Raw genomic sequence first — 18,291 nt, forward strand, 5'->3', positions numbered from 1 at the left:
CCGCCGTTCCCGCCGTCATCAGGTCAGGCGGTGCGGGCTCCCCTAACAGGGGAAATCCTGCGTGCAATAGATCGGCGCGCCGGTCACCTTCTTGCACGACTCGACGCCGTTGTTGACGCAGCATTTGTACGGCTGGCTGCAGATGCACTTGTAGTAGCACGGACCGGCGTCGGCGGAGGGGATGGTCATCCCGACCACAAACGCCACGGCGAACACGACAAAGACAGTGGCGAGGGCTTTACGCATGAGGGTCACCTCCTTTCACCAATCAATTAGTCCGTCCGTCGTTGATAGTCAACAGGAATTGTCCCCAACGCGTCAGCCGCACAGGACCGCGCCGCCGTTGACGTTGAGGATTTCGCCGGTGATGAAGCTGGACCAGCCGGAGGCGAGGAAGACAATCGCGCCGGCGATCTCCTCGGCGCCGGCGGCGCGTCCCAGCGGAATCAGGCCAATGTGGCGGTGCGCGTCGGGAGCGCGCAGGGCCTCATGCGACATGTCGGTGTCGACCCAGCCGGGCGCGACGCAGTTGACGCGGATGCCGTCGCCGACCAGCTCCGGCGCCAGCGACTTGGTGAAGGAGATCGTCGCCCCCTTGGTCGCGGCGTAGTGAGAGTGGAAGGCCTCACCGCGCTGCCCGGCGGTCGAGGCGATGTTGATGATGTTGCCGCGCGTCCGCCGCAGGTGCGGCACCGCCGCGCGGCAGGCATAGAACAGATTCTTCAGATTGATGTCGATCATCTCGTCGATCTGGGCGTCGGTGATCGTGGCGATCGGCCCCTCCTTCCAGATGCCGGCATTGTTGACCAGGACATCGAGACGTCCGAAGTCAACGGCCGCGCGGGCCACCAATTCATCGACGGCGCGGGAATCGGCAATGTCGGCGGCGTAGGCGCGCGCCGTGCGTCCCATGGCCGCAATCTCCGCGACCGCCGCCTCGGCCGCCGCGCGGTTGCGCTGATAGTGGACGGCCACGTCGGCGCCGTGCTCGGCAAACAGCCGCGCCGCGGCGCGTCCGATGCCGCGCGATGCGCCGGTGATCAGCACGGTCTGTCCGGAAAAGTCGATCTTCATGCCCACCTCTCAGGGGCGGCAGGGATGGGCGCCGCCGCGGTAGAGATAATCAATCAGCGCCACGATGTCAGCGGTTGATACCGACCCGTCGCAGTCGAGATCGACGGGTTCATGGGGCGGCAACGGCATCCCGTTGCGCATCGTCATGTCGATGAGCCGCACGAGGTAGAGCAGATCGTAGCGCGGCGCGGGAGCGATGTTGGAATTCCACAGATCGCCGGCAAACCGCGGCCAGGGACGGCCGGCGACGGCGAACGGGACGCCCAACTCCCAGACGGCGACGCTCATCGATGTGGATTGGATGGTGGTCATGTCGGCCAAGCCGTCGGCGTTCACATCGCCGATGATCGGCGCCGGCATGGTGACCGAATTGCCGTCGCCGAACTTCAGCGGGTACCCCGGCAACAAGGCGCCATCGGCCTCGAGCGCGTAGACGTAGTCGGGCCCCGAAATGAAGTCCCCGACCCGCATGACGATTTCCGGATCGATGTCGCGGTCCACATTGGCCAGGACAATCGCCGAGACCGTGCCCGGCAGACGCGCCAGCAGTCCGTTGGTGGAATCCGACCCGACCGGCGCGCCGTTGCCGTGGAATGCATAGAGCATGCCCCCGCCCAGCGTGTAAGGCGCCAGCAAAAGCTCGGGTCGATGGTCGCCGTCCAGATCACCGGCCGACAGCGAGTACTGCAGATACAGATTCACCTGCTCAGGCATAATCTGCGGCCAACCCGGCAACGGGTCGCCATGCGAATCGATCACCGCCAAACGGAAACGATCGGTGGCGTGGTCGGCGGCGACGTAGGCGATGTCAAAGTCACCATCACCGTCGTAATCGCCGATGGCCAGGCCATGGGTCGAGTGATGGTCGGCCAGCAGCACGTCGTCGTTGCCCGCCATCGGCCCGCCGGTCAGCGCATCGAAGACGAAGACGCCGTCGCCGGCGGCGACCAGCTCGGGACGGCGGTCGCCGTTGAGGTCGCAGACGGCCAGCCGCGGCAGCGCCGCGTTGAGCGTGTTGACGATCGGGATGCGCGCGAAATATTCGCCGCCCCGTGGCGCGTAGATCGTGCCGTCGGCATGCCAGATCTTGATGCGGCCATGACGGTCGATTCCGGCGACTTCGCGTCCGCCCACCCCATCGACATCGCCCACGACCGGCAACGAATTCCCGAAGATGCCCGAGCCGCCCAGAAAGATCCGCGGCCAGCCGGCGAAAGGCTCGCCGATGAACGAGTAGACATGCATGTACGATCGGCTGGCGACGATGATCTCCGATTTGCCGTCGCCGTCCAGATCGGCGACCGCCGGCGCGGTGGTGACATCAAAGTTGGTGGCGCGCGGCCAGCCGGGGTAGATCCGCCCGTCGCTGCGCAGGACATACAGCCCCGACTGCGTGGGGCAGATGATCTCATCGCCGTCGCGTCCGTCCAGGTTCACCGTGGTCACGGCAAAGTGCGCCGGCGCGGGCAGATCGACGGGGAAGCCGTCGAGGAACGGCTCGTGGACGAACACGCGCACCGTGTCGGCAACGGTTGCATCACCCCCATTAACCGACAGAATCAGATCATACTCGCCGCTTTCCAGCGAGTCGGTCCGCCAGTACGCAAGCGTGTCATTCCACCGCAACGCGGTGACGGTGGGAACGGCGTGAACATCGCGCGATGGCAACGGACCCTCTGCGAACAGCGAGTACGATTGAAGTGACGGACCGGCGGCCGTGCCGATGATCGGACGGAGGAGTCGGATCGTGTCATTCGGCAACGGCGCCAGGATCGACGCGACGGTCACAGCTCCCAACCAGAGCGGCCAGTCGACCGCCGCGTCGGGACCCGCGTCGAGGCGCAAGGTATGGGGCCCGACGGAATCAGCGGCATCCCGCAGCGTGATCTCATACAGGCCGTTCTGGAAGCGGATATCCGCAGGCGGGATCTCCCGCCAGACCGATGTGAACGGGGGATGGTTGCGCGCCAACATCGCCGTGAAGCCGCCGAAGTGTGGTCCGGCGGCCCGGACGGAGACCCGGAAATCAGTGCTGGACAGCCAATATCCGCGCGGCGGATTGACGACCTCTAGAACGATGCCCGGCAGCATCGCCATCGCCCGCTGGAGATTGATGCGCCCGGCGCCGGTGTGGCGGTCGGGTCCGGGCAGGTGGAGCGAATCGTTGCCGAAGGGGTCAATGATGTCGTCGGCGCCGGCGCGCAGGATCTCGCGCAGGCGTTGCGATGACAGTCCGGGCGCCAGCGCCAGCAGTGTCGCCGCGGCGCCGGTGACATGCGGGGCGGCCATCGATGTGCCCGAGGCAATCAGGTAGTCGCCATCGACCACGTGCACATCGGGTTCGCCGACATCCGCGTACAGATCGGTTCCGGCGGCGCGCAGCGACAGAATGTCCTCGCCGGGGGCGATCACATCGACGAAATCGTTGTAGGTGGAAAAGCGTGACAGCCGGTCACGCGCATCCGATGATCCCACGCCGATGGTGGTCGCGTAGCCGGAGGGATAGAACACCTCGTCGCGCCCCGAATTTCCCATCGACGCCACCAGTGTCACGCCACGGTCGGCGGCGTACTGGAGCGCCTCCTCGATGGCGCGCGACGGGAAGGCGCCGCCCCAACTCATGTTGATCACCCGCGCGCCGCGGTCGACGGCGTAGTAGATCGCCGCCGCCGAGATCGAGAAATACGGATTAGGAAAGATCTTCGCGCCGATCACCCGCGCCTGCGGGCAGACACCGGCGATGCCGATCGCGTTGTCGACGGCAGCGGCGACGGTCCCGGCCACGTGGGTCCCATGCCCCATGTAGTCGCGGATGTCGTTGTCGCCGCGGATGTTGATCGGGGCGCCCGGAGTGTCGCCGGAAAAGTCCCAGCCGTAGATGTCGTCGACAAAGCCGTTGTGATCGTCGTCGAGGCCATTGGCGCGAATCTCGCCGGCATTCGGCGCCAGTCGGTCATGCAGATCGACATGCGCCGTGTCCAGGCCGGTGTCGATGATGGCCACCAGCACATCGGCGGTCGGTTCACCGCTTTCATACGGGGCGCGAAAGCGGATGTCCGCGCCCGGATAGCCGGTGCGCTCAATCCGGACATCGTTGCTGTCTCCCGCCACACCGCGCACCGAGTAGTAGGGCTGGCCGGTGTTTTCCAGATCCCATTGCCGCGGCCAGAGGGGATCGTTGGGGACGGCATGCAATTCGAATTGCCAGTCGGGCTCGACATATTCCACCCAATCCAGCGCCGCGTAGCGGGCCTGCAGTTGCGCGGCGGTCATTCCCGGCGGGATGGCCACCACGAAGGTCCGTGGGCCGGGATGCGCGGACGCGCTGGTGGTGGGATAGAGCGGGCGCACTTGTGTGACGCCCAGCGCGGCGCTGCGCGCCAGCACATCGGCGCTCAATCCGGCGGCCGCGGGACCGGCGGCGTGCTTTGATGCCGATGCCACAGCGTCCCGGACGCGCACAATCAGCGCGTCGGGCGCGGGCTGTGCGTGAAGCTTCGTCACCCCGATCAGCGCTGCAAGCAGCGCAAGCCCGATGTGCCATCGGCTTCGGCGTCGCTGGTGAGAGCAGAAGAGAGTCGGGATCATCTCACTCTCGGGATCTCGGGGATGTGGTTTGCCGGACAGTGGGTGAGGGATGTCTCCGGGGGCCGGGGCCTGCGCTCCGCTTGCAATATACGTGTCCCCGTTCGGGTTCGATAGGGCCGCGGCACGACGAAAAACGGCCCGGCATTGCCGGGCCGTGTCCGCCGTCATACGATGGAAGCGACTCAGCCGCCGTGCCCATGGTCGGCGGGGGGCTGCAATTGCCCCGCGGCCGCCGAGTCGATGCGCGCCAGGTAGAGCGCCGGGGTCTTCTCGAAGTCCTCGATGCAGTACTTGCAGCAGAATTTCACTTCCCGCCCCTGATAGGTGCGGACGATGGGGTCGCCCATCGAACCGAGTTTTTCGCCGGAGACGATGCACCAGTCGATGGGGTAAGGTTTGGCCTGAGCGGTGGCCGGCTGGCCGCCCGCCGGTTTGTCCGCGGCCTTCTGCTGATCGGCGCCGCAACCGGCGGCAATGGCCAGCGCCGCGCCGAGCAAAATGAACTTCTTCATGGAAACCACCTTTCGCGCGTCAACGAGACGCCAATTGTCCGGTAAACTCGCGTTCCAGCGCCCGCTGGGCGGCCGGCACAAAACGGGAATCGATCAGGCAGGTCACCGTGGTGTTGCTGGCCGTGATCATGTCAATGTTGATCCCCTCGGCCGAGAGCGTGCGGAACATCCGGGCGGCCACCCCGGGGTCGTGCGACAACGAGTCGGCGATCAGACTGACCGCCGCGACATCCTTCTTTTGCGAGAGGCCCTGCGCATCCAGCTCGCGCCGCGCGGTGTCAAGCACCGCCGCGGTCTTGGCGGCGTCGGCACTGTTGACCGTGATCGAGACATCCGTGCGTCCCAGTTGCGCCCCGGCGGCGGCCAGGCCGACCACGTTGATGTCGGCCTCGCCCAGACGGCTGAACATCTCGGCGGCGATGCCGGGACGGTCGGGGAGGTCGTGAAGCGTGAATTTGCAGATGTTCGAGTCGGTGATGATGCTCAAGTGATTCATGGGTGCCGCGCTCCTCTGCCGGCCGGTCCGCGCCATCCAAGGTAGCGCGGGTCTCGCCCTAATACAAGCCGGGGCGCGGGTTGTTCCCCACGTCTCAGCGAATTGTCACGCGGTAAGGCGTCGCATAGGAAAGGCCGTTGTCCGGCGCCAGGCCCGCCCGCGCCAGCACCGTGGCCAGCAGATGCTCCACCGTCTCCGCTGGCAGGAAGGCCCCGGCGAAGCCGATGGGTCCGGCGTCGAACAACTGCCAGCGACGCTCCGGCAGCACCATGACCTCGACGTCGCTGCCGCGATCGATTCCGGCCATCCGCGCCGCGGTGGTGATGCACTCGTTCAGGTCGGCGAAACCGTCGACCAAGCCGCGACGATCGGCCGCCAGCCCGGACCAGACACGCCCCTGCGCGATCGCTTCGACCGAATCGGCCGGCAACGAACGGCCTTCGGCCACCAGGCCCTTGAAGTGCTCGTAGGCCCGCAGCATCTGCGCGCGAATCACCGCGCGTTGTTCGTCGGTGAAGGCGCCATCGGAGGTGTAAAGCCCGGCGAAACGTCCGCGGTCGATCGCCTCCTTGTCCAGGCCGACCTTGTCGTACAGCGCGGAGAAATCGAGTTTGCCGGAGATGACGCCGATCGAGCCGGTGATGGTGTTGGGCAAGGCGAAGATCGAATCGGCCGCGCAGGCGATATAGTACCCGCCGGAGGCCGCCACGTCGGCGAACGAGACGATGATCGGCTTGCGTCCGACGGTGCGCGCCACTTCACGCCAGATCTCATCGGAGGCGACCACCGATCCGCCGCCCGAGTTCACCCGCAGAACGAGCGCCTTGACCCGCGGGTTCTCGCGGGCGCTTTGGATCGCGTGGGCGGTGGTCGCCGAGCCCATCACTTCGCCGAACAGGAAATCGTCGCGGTTGGCGCCCTCCTCGATGCCGCCCTCGGCGAAGATGACGGCGACGCGGTCCGGTTCGGCCCACCCCGACCGCGCATAGACACGGTCCCGCAACGCCGCCGTGCCGACCGTGCGCCAGATCGGCCCGGCCAGGGCGCTGACGATGCCATCAAGTTCATCCGCATACGCGACCGTGTCGATCAGTCCGGCGGCCTGCGCGTCGACCGAGACATACGGTCCATGATCAATCCAGCCGCGGACCACATCGGGCGCAGTCCGTCGGCCTTCGGCCAGGCGCTCCACCCAGTACCCGTCGAGATCATTCAGAAGCGCGGTCACCGCCTCGCGGTGCGCCGGTGACATCGAGGTGCGAGTCAACAGATCGGAGGCGTTCTTGTAGTCGCCGACATGTTCGAGATCGGCGACGATGCCCAGTTTGTCGAGCAGGCGCTTGGCGAATGTTACCTCCGAACGCAGGCCGATCACATCGATGGTGGAGACCGGCGGCGCGACGATCCGGTCGGCGGCGCTGGCGAGGTAATACTCGCCGTTGGACACCATGCCGTCGACACAGGCGATCACCGGCTTGCCGGCGTCGCGCACACGGAGGATGGCGCGGCGGATTTCCTCGCGGCGGGCCCAGCCCAGTTCGGGATCGTTGATGCGCAGCAGGACCGCGCGGATTTCGGGATCGCGCCGCGCCTTGTCCAGCATCGACAGGTAGTCGAACGTCGTCGCCGGCTCCGGGCCGAAGAAGTTGCGCGGCGTCGGACGGTCGGGGATTGCGCCGGCCAGCTCGATCTTCGCCGCCTCGCGCCAGAGACTCCACAGCGGCGCGCGACGGGTCTTGTGCATGCCGACGTAGCCGACGCCGCCCCTGTAGTCGCGCTCCCCGTCGAAGGCGGCATGCGTGCCGGCAAACCAGGTGCTCATCTCGACGCGCGCGCCGAGGAAGTAGTTTTCATTCTCGTCCAGATCGCCGTAGATCGTCAGCCCGCGACGGACCTGAAACGATGTGGCGAGACGGTAGGTGCCATCCTTGACCCGTTGCGAGGTGGTCTGATACCAATCGCCGCCGATCAACAGGCGGCCCTGCAACAAACGCACCGCCGCCGAATAGACGAACTCGGCATCGGAGCGGCCGCTCGGGACCTTCATGCGGTGGTAGTTGTGCGCCACACCGGCAAACGACAAGGTGTTGTTTGGCCGCCAGAGGAAGCCATAGGTCCAGAAGTGCGCCTTGTCCTGCACCGGATCGTCGCTGGTGCGCCACTGGTAACTGCTGCCGACGGCAAACGACTTCTGGCTGCTGGTGGCCAGACCGATGGTGTAGGACCGTCCATCCGGCACCGCGCCGGCGCCCAGCCATTCGATGCCGAAGCCGAATCCGCGGAACGTGGTGTAGACGGCGTCATCGCCTTTCAGCGATGAGTCCGAGAAGGCGTGGTAGTAGTTGAGCGCGAACTCCGGATCGGCGCCGATCACGGCGGGATTCAGCCGCAGCCCCCCCGGGCCATCGGCCATCGCCGCCGGCAGGAAGGGAAAGAGAATCTGATCGCGCGGGAAGATGTCGCCGGCGCGCACCGGCGCGGTGATGGCCAGGATGATCGGAAGCCCGATGGTCGCGATCCAATACGGGAGCCAAGTGCGCTCCCGGCGTGATCTGATCATGCCGTACCTCCCTCGATCAAGACGCGTCGAGCGGGTGGATCCTGCCCCCCAGGCAGGATGCCCCGTGCTGACGCTAAGCAAGGCGGAAAACCCCGCGGCGGCAATGTCAATTCACGGTGAATGTCGGGGGGTCAACGTCCCTGGATGCCGATGTGGCCGGGGCCGCTGATGTCGATGTCGATGAGACCCTTGCCGGAGCCGATGATCCCTTCCAGCCGCCCGGCGCCGAGTTGATTCGGGTGCGTCTGCACAATCAGCCCGCCGGTGTTGATCGAACCGCCGCTGCCCACCGAGCAGCTCAGCCGCGCCGACAGGGACTTGGGGACATTGAGGATGACCGAATTGTTGCTGTTGGTCACATCGAGTTCGGCGTTGCCGAATTCAGCGATGTCGGCTTTGATCATGGCGTTGGCGGCGCGCAAACTCGAGCCGGAGCCAAGCAGGACGACATCGGAGAGGAAGATCGGCGCGTTCTGCGACTCGGCCGCCAGCGCGCCGGCGAATTTCTCCACCACGATCGAGCCGTTCTGGTTGGTCAACTGCGCCGGACGCTCCGCCGAGGGAATCGCGTCACGCAACACCAGATCGGCGAAACTGGTCTGCGCCACAATCTCCCCTTTGACGCCGGAGAGTTCCATGCCGGTGTAGTTGCCCACCACCCGCGACTTCTGCGTGACATTGGCCAGTTTGATCCGCCCGTACTCGGTGCTGATCTCGCAACGGCGGAAGGGGCCGGCCAGATCCATCTCGAAGAACCGGCCGCGCACCTCCAGATCCCAATTCTCCGGGACCACGAAGGTGATCTCGATGCGCGCGCTCTGATCGCGCCCCTCCCAGGGCGCATCGGACCGTGCGCTCACTTCCAGCTCCAGGGTGGACCCGACCGTGCGCAGGTCGAATTGAATCTCCCGCTCGAAGGTGAGCGCCTCGGCCTCGGTGGGAACCTTGAAGATCTTGAGCAATTCCAGCCGTGTGGTCGTCACCGGCCTGGCGGTCACGGTGATGCTGCCGCCGAGGTTTTCCGGGCCGATGATGCGCAGCGCCTTCAAGTCCGCGGCCGGTGCCTCGCGCACCGTCTCGGTCATGTACCGTCCGCCGCCCAGACGCTGCACCTTCACATTCTGCGCCCGCGCGACCGAGACGGCGCCCACGATCCCGGCCATCAGGACGGCGATCAGGATGGGACGGGCGAGTCGCGGTGTCATCATGGCCTCAACAGGTTAAGATACGCAATCACCGGGCGGGTGTTGCGGCGATTAGCCGGATGCGGCGGGGCGGCAAAGACGGTCCATCAGGATGGCGCCGGCAATCGCGGCATTGAACGATTCGACCCCTCGATGCAGCGGCAGACTGATGCGGGCCACTCCCGCTGCGGCCCAGGCCGGATCCAGCGGGATGGTTTCGCTGCCGATCACCAGCGCCCAGCGTGCGGGCGCAGTCTCCGGCTCCCGGCCGCCGTGGGCATCCGCGACAAACAGCGTGACCCCCGCCTGCGCCGCCCAGTCGATGACCTCCGGCGCCGCGGCGTCGACAAAGACCGGAATGTGGTAGACGGCGCCCATCGCCGCGCGCAGGGTCTTGGGATTGGCCAGCTCCGCAGTACCCGCCAGCAGGATGACCGCATCCAACCCCAGCCCGGCGGCGGTACGAACCAGGGTGCCGAGATTGCCCGGGTCGGAAATACGGTCACAGACCAGCGTCCGCGCCAGATCGCGCCGGGCCGCATCAAAGCGCGGCGCGCGCCATTTGATGACGCAGGCAATGCCGGCGGCGTGGACCGTGTCGGTCAGCTTGGCGAATTCGCGCGGCGCGGCGGTGTAGATTGCCTGCGCCGTCAGCCGGTGTTGCTCGGCCAGTTTGCGCAGGGCGGCCCGTCCCTGCTCATCGTCGGCAATCACCAGCGCCGTGACGTCCGCGCCGGCGGCCAGCGCTTCGCCGACCAGACGCGCGCCTTCGATCAGCACCTCGCCGGCTTCGCGGCGACCCTTCTTGGTCAGCAACTTGCGCCAAGCGGTCAATTGCCGCGCCGAAGGGCGCGTCAGCGTCAGTGCGGGGGTGGGCGGATTCACGCCGGGCAGGAAAGCCGCCTGCAGCGGCACTTGGCAAGCGGTTTCCGCGACGCTGGCAGTGATTTTGGCGTCCGGCGCCTGCCCGATTGTACCACGCGCGGTTTCTCGCTTACTTCCCGCCAATGTTCGGGATCGATCCCGCCAAACGGCGCCTCTACGTTGCCATCTGGAAACTCGCCTGGCCGATTGCGGGAGCCAATTTCCTGTCACGGGCGGCGTCGATTGTCGACACCGCGATGGTCGGACGGCTCGCGGCAACGTCGCTGGCGGGGATGGGGATCGCGCAGGTGCCGGTCTTCATCGCGATGGCGGTGCAGCGCGGGCTGGGGATCGGCGGCCAGGTGCTGGTGGCCTTTCACACCGGGGCGGCGGAGCCGGAACGCCGTTTGAAAGTCGCCCGCGCCGTGGTGGCGATCTGCGCGCTGGTCTCGATCGGGCTGGGGCTGCTCTTGTGGCCGCTGTCGCCATGGATGTGCGAATTCATGGGGGCGCACGGGGAGACGCTCAATCAAGCGCTCTCTTACCTGCGCATCTACTACATCACGCTGGTCTTCTCCGGATCGTTCTTCGTTCTCTCGGCGGTCTTTCAGGGCGTGGGAGATTCGCGCACACCACTGATCGTGACCTTGGCGGTCAACATCATTCATGTCCTGATCTCCTATGCCGCCATCTTCGGCAACTGGGGAGCGCCCAAGCTGGGAGTGGTCGGCGCGGCGTTGGGAGTGGGAATCTCCGAAGCGATCGGGGCGATCACGCTGGCGGTCATTGCCTGCCGGCGCGGGTACTGGAGCCCGGCGATCCGGGGCTTATCGCTGCGCGCGGCGAAGGCGGTCTGGGGATTGGGCTCGCCGACCGTGGCCGAACGGTTGATCGTCAACACCATGCAGGGGTTCTACTACCGGTTTTTGACCGGTTTCGGTCCGGCGGCGATCGCCGCGCACCGTATCGGCATCGACATGGAGGCGGTGGCCTTCCTCCCGGCCCTGGGGTTCGGGCAGGCAGCGACCACGATGGTCGGCCAGAAACTGGGGGCCAAGGATGAACGCGGCGCGCGCGAGGCGGGCTGGACCACCACCTGGATTGCGACCGCCTTCATGGCGATCCTGGGGCTGTCGTTCTATTTCTTTTCCCACCAATGGATTGCGCTGTTCACCGATGATCCGGCCGTGCGGGTGCTCGGCATCAAGTTCTGCACCGTGGCCGCCGCCATCCAGGTCCCGCTGGCCTTAGCCATCGTGTTGGCGGGCGCGCTCCGCGGCGCCGGCGAAACCCGCTGGGTCATGTTCACCCCGATTCTCGGCGGATGGATCGTGCGACTCCCTTTGTCGTATCTGTTTGGTTATACTCTCGGCTTTGGTTTGATGGGAATCTGGTGGTCGATGATGGGAGACTGGATCGTGCGCAGCGTCGCGTTGGGCGGAAAATTCAAGACACTTCACTTCCGTCTGCGGGACCGTGTGCGCATCCCGCCACCGACACGGACCACCATTGACGCCGACACCCGCGATCTGGGATCTTAGGAGCGTTCCCGTGCACCCCGAACCCGAACACTTGCGCCACGACTACGCCGAGGCCTACGACATCGCCTTCGACTGGCGCGACCTGACCCGCGAATGCAACGCCCTCGATGAGATCTACCGTCTGCACTCCGGCCACGATCGTCCGCCGCGGTCCTTCCTCGATGTCTGTTGTGGTCCGGGATTCCACTGCCTCGAATACGCGCGGCGGGGCGTCCGTTCGCATGGATTGGATTTGAGCGAGGCGATGCTCGCCTATGCGCGCGGGAAGGCGGCGCGAGAACAGACCGCGGTCGAGTTCGTGCACGCGGATATGCGCGATTTCCTGCTGCGCGAGCCGGTCGATCTGGCGTTTTGCCCGATGGGGTCCTTTCATTACCTGCTGTCCAACGACGATATCGTGCGGCATCTGCGCTGCCTGGCGCGCAGCATGACCCCCGGCGGCATCTACGTCATCGAAGCCAACCACCCCCGCCATGTCTTCCGTCTGCCGCGTCCGGAGATGAATGATTGGGGCACGCGCATTGACGGTCAGATCGTCACGATGTCCTGGAGCGGCGACTGGGAGGCCGAACGCAACGGCACGCGGGTGAAATTGCACTGGGGGACCGATGACGGCGGCTACGATCCCATCACGCAGATCGCCACTTCGCGTGTGCGCATCGAATTGACACGCAACGGCTCCTCGCGCGTCTGGGAATTCAAGGACCCCGACCGCTATCTCACGCATCAGGAGTTCCTGCTTTTGATCGAAAAGTCCGACGCCTTCGAGCCGGTCGCTTGGCTGGGCGGCCTCGACCCCGGCCGTCCGCTCGACAACAGCGACCGCTCGTCGTGGATGGTGCCGGTGTTGCGGCGGAAGTAGTCCGTCGCCCGGCCCATGGGCTCACTCCAGCAATTGCCGGATATTGCGGATCATCAGACGAAAGGCAGTGTCATGGGATTGTGGCGAGATTTGTTTCTGGAGGGGGAGTACATGCCCCGCGGGCTCCTGCTGTCCGGGTTGACGATGGCGGATGTCACACAACGACCCGGCGGCGCATCGCGCACGATCTATGAAGAATTGTGGCACGCCACGAAGTGGCAGACGATCGTTGTCGAAGACGACAGGGCCGCGCGCGATGCCTGGGTTCACGGGGGAGAGGCGGATTCGTTCCGGGCGCCCGGAAGTGAGAGTGATTACATCGATCTGGTCAAAGAGTTCATCACCGGGGCGGAGAAAGCCGCCGCGCTGGGCGAGGCGTCCGGGCAGGCAACAAATGAGCCGATGCAGCAGGAGCTGCTGGCTCTGGCCGTGCACAATGCCTATCACCTCGGCAAGATCGCGGCGCTGCGGCAGGTGATTGGCGCCTGGCCGCCCGGCTAATTCGGTCCGACCGCGCGACCCAGGCCATTCCTAATCGCCTGCTCGACAAGGTCCCAGAGCGCTGACTCTGCCTTCCGTTCGAGCTCGTCGGAACGAGCATCAAGCGCCTTCTCGTTGGTGTCTAATTCACGTTCGCGCACCTTAACGGCGCGCAGCCTTGATTTGAGTTCGAGCTGGCGATGGGTCAACGCCACCCGCGCAGAATCAGAAATCTGGCCGCCTTCCTCTTCCTCCAGGGCTTTCACTTCCTCCTCAAGCCGCTCTTCCTCATCGTCGAGCGCCGCCTCATCCGCCGCCAGTTGCTCCTGTCTCCTCTGAATCGCTTCGCGCTCCGACTCCAGCCCGTTCAGTGGTTCGAAGAGCCGTAACGCTGCTTTTAATGTCTGGGCGTCGCGAAATACCCACTCCTTTCCCGCACGGCGGACCCAGAGGAAGTCTCCGCTCAACATCTTCTTGCTCAACGATATCACATCTTGGACGGGGGCGTTTGAGCTGAAGAATTCGCGTGCCTGCGACATTATGTAAACGTCGGCATCACGGTCCGAACGCTCGAAAGCTTGTCCGGATGCGATGAATGGCCCCAACGCCACGGATGTCAGCCATCCCAACAACAACAGGGTATAAGTGACCCGTCTGAGAAGCGGTTGTGATGCGCCAACCATAACCATTAGACGGATCCGATCCATTCCAGTTAGCCAGTTAGCCGGCGGATTCAAAATGACAGAACTCACCGGCCCGTCTTGTCTTCATTGGAAATCATATCTCAGGAGGTCAGACAGGAATGTCCGACCTCCTGATCCCGTTCATCTCAAATTATGCTTTTAGGAGGACAGACATTCTTGTCTGTCCATCGCCTCGTGAGGCGGGTCGGCTTTATGACCCGCCGAACGAGGCGAACTTCACGGCAGGGCAACCTTCCCGCAATATCCCATCGCCAGTGGGGGCCCAAGAGCGCCGCGCAATCAGGGGCGGCAGGTCAGACGGGAATGTCTAGCCACCGGTGGCGATGAATTCATCGAGGCGGGTGAGCCACTGCTCCATCTCTTCGTATTTCCTGGCGCGTTCCTCGGTGAGCGCCGCCAGACGCTCCCAGTCGCGGGCGATGGTCTCGCTGGATAGTTCCGCCTCAAGTTGCGCGATGCGTGCTTCCAGCGCCGTGATGGCGGATTCGATTTCGCGCCGTTGGCGTTCGCGCTTCTGCGTGCGGGCGCGTTCGCGCTTGCGTTCTTCCCAGTCGCGCGCCGCCTCGGAAACCGACACCTCCGGCGACGCGGCGGAATCGGCGGCCCGCGCCGCATCGCGTCGCGCCGCCCAGTCGGAATAGTGCCCCAGCGACAGCGACACGTTCCCGTCGCCGACGTAGAGAATCTTGGTCGCGAAGCGGTCGAGAAAGCGGCGATCGTGGCTGACGATCAGCGCGGTGCCGTCGAACTCGGCGATCGCCTCCTCGAGCACCTCGCGCGCGGCGACATCGAGGTGGTTGGTCGGCTCATCCATGACCAGGAAGTTCGCCTTGGTCAGCATCAGTTTGGCCAGCGCCAAACGGTTCTTCTCGCCGCCTGAGAGATCGGCGACGCGTTTGAAGACATCCTCGCCGGTGAAGAGGAAGCGCGCCAGATAGGAACGCAACGGCCCCGCCTCGAAGCTGGGATGCTCATTCCAGATTTCATCGATCACGCTGCCGGAGCCGTCGAGCGTGTCCAAGTGCTGGTCGAAATAGCCGATCTCGACCCGCTCGCCCAACCGTATCTGCCCATCGTAGTCGTTGTCGAGCCCGACAATGGCCCGCAACAGCGTGGTCTTCCCCGCGCCGTTGGGACCAATCACGCCGATCTTATCGTTGCGCTCGCAAGTGAAACTCACGCGGTCAAGGATGACGCGTCCGCCCAGCCGTCGCGTCAGATTTTTGACCACCAGCACCTCGCGGAAGGAGCGTCGCGCGGTCTGAAAGCCCAGCTTGATCTCGCTCGTATCCTCGGTGGGCCTCTCCAACCGTTCGAGCTTGGAGAGCGCCAGCCGTTTCGACTGCGCCTGACGGGTCTTCTGCCCGGCGAGATTGCGGGCGATGAAATCCTCGATGCGGGCGATCTCGGCCTGCTGAATCTCGTAGGCCTTCTGCCGCCGCGCGATCCGTTTCGGCTTCTCGGCGCGGTAGTAGAGGTAGTTGCCGTCATACTGTTCCAACGTGCCGTTGACCAGTTCCACCACCCGTCCGGCGAAGCGCTCGAGGAAGACACGGTCATGCGAGACCAGCACGCAGGCAAAGGGCGCCTCGATCAGATACTGTTCCAGCCATTCGACCGCCGGGATGTCGAGGTGATTGGTCGGCTCGTCGAGCAACAACAGATCGGCCGGCGTCAGAAGCAGCCGCGCCAGTTCGGCGCGGGTGCGCTCGCCGCCGGAGAAGCGTGCAATCGAGTCGCGCCAGCGCTCGCGCGGAAAGGAGAGCCCGGTCAGCACCCGCTCGACCTGCGTCTCGAGCCCATAGGCGCCGGAGTGCTCCAGATCGTGCTGCGCCTGTCCCAGTCGCTCCTGACGGTCGGCGTCATCGGGATTTTCAGCGACCGCCGCCGCCAGTTCGACAACGCGGTGCCGCAGGTCCAACAGATCGCGGCGGGCATCGAGCACATAGTCGTAGAGCGTCGATTCCAGCGAGCGGTCCGGAATCTGGCTCATCTCGACAATGCGCACACCGCGTCCGAGCGTGCGCGTGCCGGAATCCGCCTCCATACGCCCGACGACAATGCCCATCAGCGTGGTCTTGCCGGAGCCGTTGCGTCCCACCAAAGCGATCTTCTGGCCGGAGTGGATTTCCCAATCGACGCCGGTGAGGACATCGCCGCCGGCGGGGAACGACTTGCGGATATCGTGCAGGGAGACCACGATCATGGCGGGAAGTTACGGCAAAAGACGCGCGGATGGTAGGCGGGCGGCCTCAGCCGTGCGTGGGCGCGCCGACCGCGGGCGGCAGCGCCTCGGAGGCATCCACCGCCATGTCGCGCTTGCGTGTGCGCGCCAGGTACATCTCGAGGAAGAAGAACGCCGCCGTCAGCCAGAGAAACAGCGGCCGCAGTTCGGTGCCGTAGCGGGTCTGGGTCACCGCATCTTTCACCGTCTGCCCCGGCTCGATCCAGCGGATGGGCAATCCGGGCCAGCGCCGCGCCAACTCGTCGCGGTCCATCAGTGCCGCGTCCATCTCGTGCGGATCAACATTGACGCTGAACGCGTCGATCGGTTTGCCGTTGGCGGTGATCGTGTAGACACCGGGGATGTCGCCGCCGGCATAGGTGATGCGGGTGCGGGTCCCCGCGGTTTCGAGGCCGGGACGCGCCAGCGCGCCATCGGGACGGATGATCTCGACGGTGGCGTTGGCGAAGATGCCACGCGCCGGCTCGCGCACCACCGGCTCATCGACCAGGAAATCGCCGCGCCGCTCCGACAGATCGGCGGCCAGATACTCGACCATGCGGTTCATGAACGGCACAAACAACGACCGCAGCGGCAGATCGGTAAACGGCGGATTGATCGGCGCCCACGACACCAGCCACTTGCCGGTCTCCAGCCGCGTCTCCGACAACGCCGGACGTCCCCCGGAAAAGTCGACCACCACGCCTCCGCCGGGATTGCCCTCGACGCGGAACACCGAGAACCAGCGGATCTCGGGGATGCGTTCGGCGGGCACGTCGCGATAGACCGACCAGATCGGATGATTCCAGTCAATCCGGTCCCAGACGAAGAACCGCTCCGCCGACGGGGGATTGGGGGGCAGGCCGAGGCGCAGTCCGAAATGCGGGACTGACACCAGCATGTTCCACGCGGTGGTGTCGGCATCGAAGGCGGGCGCGACAAAGACGCCGCCGCCGCCGCGCACAAACCGCGCCAACTGCTCGACCGTCAGGCGGTCGGGCAGGCGCCATTCGGTGATCAGCACGACGTCGTAATCGAACAAGTTTCTGCGCACCAATTCCGGCGTGTCGACTTCATCGATCAGAAGTCGCTGACCGGCGCCGGGCTGCGGCGCCAGCGCCAGCGCCCCGGCGCGCCGTCCGGAGGGATAGTCCGACGCCAACAGCACACGAATCTGGTCGGGGATGGTGACCGCGAAATGGCGTCGGTTGTCCCGCGGGTTGTCGTCGGGCGAAATCTCGACAAATCCGGCGTGCACTCCGGGCGCGTCGACCGAACCCGACAGGGAAATCGACGTGGTTCCCTCGGGACCGAGATTGAGCTCCTCCTGTGCCACCCGGCGGCCATCGAGGAAGAGACTGGCGACGAGACGATCGACGTTGCGCGCCGTGTGATTCTTGACCGTGGCGGTCACGGCGAACGGCGAATGCGGCTCCAGAAGTTGGCTGGCCAACTGCACATCGGTTACGCCGAGATCGAACGACTCCTCCTCGTCGGCCACGTCGACCAGATAGACGGTGGGCCGGACGCGCGTCAAGAGCGAGGTGTCGACGGCGGTGCGGAGGAAGGCCTCGCGCCGGCGGTCGGTGACCAGATAGAGTTCCTTGTTCAGATTGGCGCCCGAAGCCATCGCCGCCAGCGCGGCGTTGAGCGCGCCGGTGGCGTCGGTGGCGCCGTACCCGGCCTCGCTGGCGGCCAGACGGTCGACCAGGGGGCCAATGGCCGCGCTCGGCGGCTCGGGACGGGGCGTAACCGCGCCGGAAAACGGCAGGGCGATCAACTCATCCCCCTCGCCGAAGAGCGATCCGATCTCGCGCACCCGCCGTTGGGCGCGCTCGAACGCTGTGCCGTTCGGGGTCTCCATCGCCATTGAGGCCGACTGGTCCAGCGCGATCACCGCCGTGGTGCGGGCCCGTCCGCCCAGCGACGACAGACTGTCCCCCTGCAACGCCGGACGCGCAAACGCCAGCACCGCGCAGGTGATGATGAGCGTGCGCACGGCCAACAAAAGCCAGCGGCGCAATTCCAGACGGCGCATCCGCGACTTGCGCAGATCGCGCAGGAACATCACCGACGAGAACTCGACGGTCTTGACCTTGCGGCGGTTGAGCAAATGAATCAGCAGCGGCACAATCGCCGCGGCCAGCCCCGCCAGAAATGCCGAATTGAGAAAATTCATCGCGTGATTCTACACCCGTCCGG

General features: G+C 65.5%; 14 protein-coding genes. 3 read left to right on the forward strand and 11 right to left on the reverse strand.

The genetic code is table 11. From position 1 onward, the window contains the following. Window positions 1-42: 42 nt before the first annotated feature. From VNN55_10450 to VNN55_10485, 8 genes are all read right to left on the reverse strand, one after another. On the reverse strand, window positions 43-246 hold the full coding sequence (locus VNN55_10450) for a hypothetical protein (GenBank protein HWO57973.1): 204 nt from the start codon (window positions 244-246) through the stop codon (window positions 43-45). A gap of 72 nt (window positions 247-318) precedes the next feature. Further along, on the reverse strand, window positions 319-1,074 hold the full coding sequence (locus tag VNN55_10455; protein ID HWO57974.1) for an SDR family NAD(P)-dependent oxidoreductase: 756 nt from the start codon (window positions 1,072-1,074) through the stop codon (window positions 319-321). A 9-nt stretch (window positions 1,075-1,083) separates the two neighbouring features. Next, window positions 1,084-4,518: a S8 family serine peptidase gene (locus VNN55_10460; protein HWO57975.1), complete on the reverse strand. Its 3,435-nt coding sequence runs from the start codon at window positions 4,516-4,518 to the stop codon at window positions 1,084-1,086. A 326-nt stretch (window positions 4,519-4,844) separates the two neighbouring features. Continuing rightward, window positions 4,845-5,174, reverse strand: coding sequence for a hypothetical protein (locus tag VNN55_10465; protein HWO57976.1), 330 nt, complete (start codon window positions 5,172-5,174; stop codon window positions 4,845-4,847). A 19-nt stretch (window positions 5,175-5,193) separates the two neighbouring features. Beyond that, a complete protein-coding gene (locus tag VNN55_10470) occupies window positions 5,194-5,670 on the reverse strand; it encodes an ACT domain-containing protein (GenBank protein ID HWO57977.1) in 477 nt (158 codons plus the stop codon). 94 nt (window positions 5,671-5,764) lie between these two features. Next, a complete protein-coding gene (sppA, locus tag VNN55_10475; protein HWO57978.1) occupies window positions 5,765-8,230 on the reverse strand; it encodes a signal peptide peptidase SppA in 2,466 nt (821 codons plus the stop codon). Window positions 8,231-8,361: 131 nt separating this feature from the next. Further along, window positions 8,362-9,435: a hypothetical protein gene (locus VNN55_10480; GenBank protein ID HWO57979.1), complete on the reverse strand. Its 1,074-nt coding sequence runs from the start codon at window positions 9,433-9,435 to the stop codon at window positions 8,362-8,364. A 51-nt stretch (window positions 9,436-9,486) separates the two neighbouring features. Next, the gene (locus tag VNN55_10485) at window positions 9,487-10,329 is read right to left on the reverse strand and encodes an RNA methyltransferase (GenBank protein ID HWO57980.1); all 843 of its coding nucleotides are present in this window, start codon (window positions 10,327-10,329) and stop codon (window positions 9,487-9,489) included. Window positions 10,330-10,421: 92 nt separating this feature from the next. On the opposite strand from VNN55_10485, the gene VNN55_10490 reads away from it, so the two are divergent. The 3 genes from VNN55_10490 (at window position 10,422) to VNN55_10500 (ending at window position 13,182) form a co-directional block, all read left to right on the forward strand. Continuing rightward, window positions 10,422-11,819 (forward strand): MATE family efflux transporter, encoded by a 1,398-nt coding sequence (locus tag VNN55_10490; protein ID HWO57981.1) that lies wholly within the window; start codon window positions 10,422-10,424, stop codon window positions 11,817-11,819. Window positions 11,820-11,829: 10 nt separating this feature from the next. Then, window positions 11,830-12,681 (forward strand): class I SAM-dependent methyltransferase, encoded by an 852-nt coding sequence (locus VNN55_10495; GenBank protein ID HWO57982.1) that lies wholly within the window; start codon window positions 11,830-11,832, stop codon window positions 12,679-12,681. A 111-nt stretch (window positions 12,682-12,792) separates the two neighbouring features. Next, window positions 12,793-13,182 carry a hypothetical protein gene (locus tag VNN55_10500; protein ID HWO57983.1) on the forward strand — a complete coding sequence of 130 codons (390 nt, stop codon included), beginning with the start codon at window positions 12,793-12,795 and terminating at the stop codon, window positions 13,180-13,182. On the opposite strand, the gene VNN55_10505 is transcribed toward VNN55_10500, so the two are convergent. From VNN55_10505 to VNN55_10515, 3 genes are all read right to left on the reverse strand, one after another. Further along, window positions 13,179-13,850, reverse strand: a complete 672-nt coding sequence (locus tag VNN55_10505; protein ID HWO57984.1) for a hypothetical protein — start codon at window positions 13,848-13,850, stop codon at window positions 13,179-13,181. The genes VNN55_10500 and VNN55_10505 overlap by 4 nt on opposite strands. A gap of 322 nt (window positions 13,851-14,172) precedes the next feature. After that, the gene (locus tag VNN55_10510; protein HWO57985.1) at window positions 14,173-16,071 is read right to left on the reverse strand and encodes an ABC-F family ATP-binding cassette domain-containing protein; all 1,899 of its coding nucleotides are present in this window, start codon (window positions 16,069-16,071) and stop codon (window positions 14,173-14,175) included. Window positions 16,072-16,117: 46 nt separating this feature from the next. Then, window positions 16,118-18,268 carry a BatA domain-containing protein gene (locus tag VNN55_10515; GenBank protein HWO57986.1) on the reverse strand — a complete coding sequence of 717 codons (2,151 nt, stop codon included), beginning with the start codon at window positions 18,266-18,268 and terminating at the stop codon, window positions 16,118-16,120. Window positions 18,269-18,291: the final 23 nt, after the last annotated feature.

The sequence above is a fragment of the bacterium genome (assembly GCA_035559435.1).
In the GTDB taxonomy this organism is placed as follows: domain Bacteria; phylum Zixibacteria; class MSB-5A5; order WJJR01; family WJJR01; genus JACQFV01.